General features: G+C 71.5%; 4 protein-coding genes and 1 pseudogene. All 5 read left to right on the plus strand.

Annotated features, from left to right (window positions below):
• On the plus strand, positions 1 to 466 hold a 466-nt coding region (locus D180_RS04970; RefSeq protein WP_017911929.1), incomplete at its 5' end, for an amidohydrolase family protein.
• A complete protein-coding gene (gene hutH, locus D180_RS04975; RefSeq protein WP_017911930.1) occupies positions 463 to 2,001 on the plus strand; it encodes a histidine ammonia-lyase in 1,539 nt (512 codons plus the stop codon). The genes D180_RS04970 and hutH, both read left to right, overlap by 4 nt.
• 124 nt (positions 2,002 to 2,125) lie before the next feature.
• A complete protein-coding gene (gene hutG, locus D180_RS04980; RefSeq protein ID WP_017911931.1) occupies positions 2,126 to 2,989 on the plus strand; it encodes an N-formylglutamate deformylase in 864 nt (287 codons plus the stop codon).
• A gap of 50 nt (positions 2,990 to 3,039) precedes the next feature.
• The gene (hutU, locus tag D180_RS04985) at positions 3,040 to 4,707 is read left to right on the plus strand and encodes a urocanate hydratase (protein ID WP_017911932.1); all 1,668 of its coding nucleotides are present in this window, start codon (positions 3,040 to 3,042) and stop codon (positions 4,705 to 4,707) included.
• A gap of 140 nt (positions 4,708 to 4,847) precedes the next feature.
• Positions 4,848 to 5,147 (plus strand): annotated as a pseudogene (locus tag D180_RS04990) (hypothetical protein); the annotation flags it as partial.

A 5,147-nucleotide genomic window follows, 5' to 3' on the forward strand; every position in this document is an offset into this window, starting at 1 on the left:
GGGCGGCGCGGCGCTGGCCGCGCGTTACGGCGCGCGCTCGGCCGACCATGTCGAATACCTGGACGACGCCGGCGTCGCCGCCATGGCCGCGGCCGGCACCGTCGCGGTGCTGCTGCCGGGCGCGTTCTATTTCACCCGCGACACCCAGCTGCCGCCGATCGCCGCACTGCGCGCCGCCGGCGTGCCGCGTGCGCTGGCCACCGACTGCAACCCCGGCACCTCGCCGCTGACCAGCCCGCTGCTGGCGATGAACCTGGCGGCGACGCTGTTCCGGCTGACCGTGGTCGAATGCATCGCCGGCTTCACCCGTGAGGCGGCGCACGCGCTCGGGCGCCAGGATCAGGTCGGCCGGCTGCGCGCCGGGCTGGCCTGCGACCTGGCGATCTGGGACATCGCCGAACCGGCCGAATTGGTCTATCGCATGGGCTTCAACCCGCTGCATGCGCGTATCTGGAGAGGACAATGAGCGACGACGAGATCCTGCTGCGCCCCGGCGCGGTCAGCCTGGCGCAGTGGCGCGCCGTGTACCGCGGCGCCAGCGTGCGCCTGGACCCGGCCTGCGCCGACACGGTGCTGCGCAGCGCGCGCACCGTGGAGGCGATCGTCGCCACCGGCGCGCCGGTGTACGGCATCAACACCGGCTTCGGCAAGCTGGCCAGCGTGCGCATCGAGCGCGAAGAACTGGAGGCCCTTCAGCGCAACATCGTGCTGTCGCACGCGGCCGGGGTCGGCGCGCCGATGCCGGTGCCGGTGGTACGGCTGATGATGGCACTGAAGCTGGCCAGCCTCGCCCAGGGCGCCTCCGGTGTGCGCCCGGAAACGCTGTCGATGCTGGAAGCGCTGTTGCAGCACGAGGTGATCCCGGTGGTGCCGTGCCAGGGCTCGGTCGGCGCCTCCGGCGACCTGGCGCCGCTGGCGCACCTGGCCACGGTGATGCTCGGCGTCGGCGAGGCCTTCGTCAGCGACGCGCGCCTGCCGGCGGCGCAGGCGCTGGCCCAGGCCGGGCTGCAGCCGCTGACGCTGGGCGCCAAGGAGGGCCTGGCCCTGCTCAACGGTACCCAGTTCTCCACCGCCTACGCGCTGGCCGGCCTGTTCGAGATCGAGCGCGTGTTCCATGCCGCGCTGGTCGCCGGCGCGCTGTCCACCGAGGCCGCGAAAGGCTCGGACACCCCGTTCGATCCGCGCATCCACGCGCTGCGCGGCCAGCCCGGGCAGATCGCCACCGCCGCGGCGCTGCGCGATTTGATGCACGCCTCGGCGATCCGCGATTCGCACCGCGACAACGACGTGCGCGTGCAGGACCCGTACTGCCTGCGCTGCCAGCCGCAGGTGATGGGCGCGGCGCTGGACGTGATGCGCCAGGCCGCCACCACCCTAGCCACCGAAGCCAACGGCGTGTCGGACAACCCGCTGGTGTTCAGCGACACCGGCGAAGCGCTGTCCGGCGGCAACTTCCACGCCGAGCCGGTGGCCTTCGCCGCCGACATGCTGGCGCTGGCGGTGTGCGAGATCGGCTCCATCAGCGAACGCCGCGTCGCCATGCTGGTGGATCCGGCGCTGTCCGGATTGCCGGCGTTCCTGACCCCCAAGCCCGGCCTCAACTCCGGCTTCATGATCCCGCAGGTCACCGCCGCGGCGCTGGTCTCGGAGAACAAACAGCGCGCCTACCCGGCCAGCGTCGATTCGATCCCGACCTCGGCCAACCAGGAAGACCACGTGTCGATGGCCGCGCACGGCGCGCGCCGCCTGCTGGCGATGGCCGAGAACGCGGCCAACGTGGTCGGCATCGAACTGCTGGCGGCCGCACAGGGCTGCGACTTCCACGCGCCGCTGCGCTCCAGCGCCGCCCTGGAAGCGGCGCGCGCGCTGCTGCGCGTCCGCGTCCCGGCGCTGCAGGACGATCGCTATTTCCATCCGGACATGCTGGCCGCCACCGCGCTGGTGCGCGACGGCGCGCTGGCCGCGGCGGTGGGGATGCGGCTGCCCGAGGCCAGTGTCTGATCTGAAGAACCCGTCGTAGGAGCAGCTCTGCCCCTTTTTGGGATCAGCCGCGACGGGGCTTTACCAGGTAATGCCCCGTTCGCGGCTGAAGCCGCTTCCACAGAACAGCACAACGCGAGGCCGTATGACATCCCTGCCCGACTGGCTCACTGTGCACCGCGGCGATGCGCCGCTGATCCTCAGCTTCCCGCACACCGGCACCGACCTGCCGGAAGCGCTGGCCGACCGTTTCGTCTCGCCATGGCTGGCGCAGCGCGATGCCGACTGGTGGGTGCACCTGCTGTACGACGTCGCAAACGCGCTGGGCGCGACCACCGTGCGCACCGCGATCTCGCGCTCGGTGATCGACGTCAACCGCGACCCGGCCGGGGTGTCGCTGTATCCCGGGCAGAACACCACCGGGCTGTGCCCGCTGACCACCTTCGATGCGCAGCCGCTGTACCGGCCCGGGGCCGAGCCGGATGCGGCCGAGATCGACGCGCGCCGCGCGCAGTGGTTCGCGCCCTACCACGCCGCACTGGACGCGGAGATCGCGCGCCTGCGCGCCCTGCACCCGGCCATCGTGGTGTACGACGCGCATTCGATCCGCTCGCGCATTCCGCACCTGTTCGACGGCGAGTTGCCGCAGTTCAACATCGGCAGCGCCGGTGCCTCCGGCGCGGTGGACAGCAGTTGCGCGGCAGCGCTGACCGATGCGGTCGAACGCGTCTGCGCCTGCAGCGGCTTCAGCCACGTGCGCAACGGCCGCTTCAAGGGCGGCTGGAGCACCCGCCACCATGGCGCGCCGGCCGACGGCGTGCACGCGATCCAGATGGAACTGGCCTGCCGCGGCTACATGCACGAGCCGGACACGGTCGCCCCCGGTAACTGGCCGTCACCCTGGCAACCCGACCACGCCGCGCCGCTGCGCGCGGTGCTGCAGCAGGTGCTGCAGGCCTGCCTCGACTTCGTCCGCAGCCCCGCCGCATCCGCCCGCACCACCGCCTGACGCGCGCGCAGCGCGTTCCGCCTTCCGCGCATCCACCTGAGGATTCCCGCATGACCCGCCTCGACGCCACCCGCACCATCCAAGCGCCCACCGGCAGCACCCTCACCGCCAAGAGCTGGCTGACCGAAGCGCCGCTGCGCATGCTGATGAACAACCTGCACCCGGACGTGGCCGAGCGCCCGCAGGAACTGGTGGTGTACGGCGGCATCGGCCGCGCCGCGCGCGACTGGGAGAGCTTCGACGCCATCGTCGAGACGCTCAAGCGCCTGGACGACGACCAGACCCTGCTGGTGCAGTCCGGCAAGCCGGTCGGCGTGTTCCGCACCCATGCCGACGCGCCGCGGGTGCTGATCGCCAATTCCAACCTGGTGCCGCGCTGGGCCAACTGGGACCACTTCAACGAACTCGATAAGAAAGGCCTGGCCATGTACGGCCAGATGACCGCCGGCAGCTGGATCTACATCGGCGCGCAGGGCATCGTGCAGGGCACCTACGAGACCTTCGTCGAAATGGGCCGGCAGCACTACGGTGGCGACCTGTCCGGCAAGTGGCTGTTCACCGGCGGCCTCGGCGGCATGGGCGGCGCGCAGCCGCTGGCCGCGGTGATGGCCGGCGCCTCGTGCCTGGCGGTGGAGTGCCGCAAGAGCAGCATCGACATGCGCCTGCGCACCGGCTACCTGGATACCTGGACCGACTCGCTGGACGAGGCGCTGCGCCTGATCGCCGAGGCCTGCGCGGCGAAGACGCCGCGCTCGGTCGGCCTGCTCGGCAACGTCGCCGACGTGCTGGCCGAGCTGTTGGCGCGCGGGATCAAGCCGGACCTGCTGACCGACCAGACCTCCGCGCACGACCCGGTCAACGGCTACCTGCCGCAGGGCTGGACGGTCGAGCAGTGGGACGCCAAGCGCGTCTCCGCGCCGAAGGAGGTGGAACAGGCCGCGCGCGCCTCGATGGCCAACCACATCCGCGCCATGCTCGGTTTCCACGCCCTGGGCGTGCCGACCGTGGACTACGGCAACAACCTGCGGCAGATGGCGCTGGAGGAAGGCGTTGCCAATGCCTTCGACTTCCCGGGCTTCGTCCCCGCCTACATCCGCCCGCTGTTCTGCCGCGGCGTCGGCCCGTTCCGCTGGGCCGCGCTGAGCGGCGACCCGGAGGACATCGCCAGGACCGACGCCAAGGTCAAGGAACTGATTCCCGACAACCCGCACCTGCACCGCTGGCTGGACATGGCCGCCGAGAAGATCCGGTTCCAGGGCCTGCCGGCGCGGATCTGCTGGGTCGGCCTGGGCGACCGCGACCGCCTCGGGCTGGCGTTCAACGAAATGGTGGCCAAGGGCGAACTGAAGGCGCCGGTGGTGATCGGCCGCGACCACCTGGACAGCGGCAGCGTCGCCTCGCCGAACCGCGAGACCGAGGCCATGGCCGACGGCTCCGACGCCGTCTCCGACTGGCCGCTGCTCAACGCCCTGCTCAACACCGCCAGCGGCGCCACCTGGGTCTCGCTGCATCACGGCGGCGGCGTCGGCATGGGTTTCTCGCAACACGCCGGCATGGTCATCGTCTGCGACGGCACCGAGGCGGCGGCCAAGCGCATCGCCCGGGTGCTGTGGAACGACCCCGCGACCGGCGTCATGCGTCATGCCGATGCGGGGTATGCCATCGCCCTCGACTGCGCCCGCGACAAGCACCTGGACCTGCCCGGCATCCTGCGCTGAGGCCGGCGCCCGTCCGCCGCCTGCGCGCGGCGGGCGGGCGCACGACGCGGCAAAGCGGAACTGCGTCACCCCTCGCACGATACAGCCTCAAGTTCGGCCGAGCTGCGCCGACAAGGGATGCATCGTTTCAAGGAGCCTGCATGGGCATCCTGATCTACCTCACTCCTGCCGTGGCGCTGTGGGCTGCCGTTGCCACAGCGTTCGCGCATGGCTTGTTCCAGCGTCTGGGGCATGCCTATCGGCGCGACGCGACTGCGAAGGAGACGATCGCGCGGTATCAGGCGGCGCTGAGCCAGCTGAAGGCGCAGGCCGCGGCCAGCGCGCAGGAACTGGAAACGCTGCGCCAGGACCACGAGCGCCTGCGCGCGACCTACGAATACGAGGCAGCGCCCGCAGCGGCGGCGTCCGCCAACGCCGCACCGGCCGCGGCGCCTTCGCCC

Origin of the sequence: Xanthomonas sp. SHU 166, assembly GCF_000364685.1 — a bacterium.
Taxonomy (GTDB): Bacteria; Pseudomonadota; Gammaproteobacteria; order Xanthomonadales; family Xanthomonadaceae; genus Xanthomonas_A; species Xanthomonas_A sontii.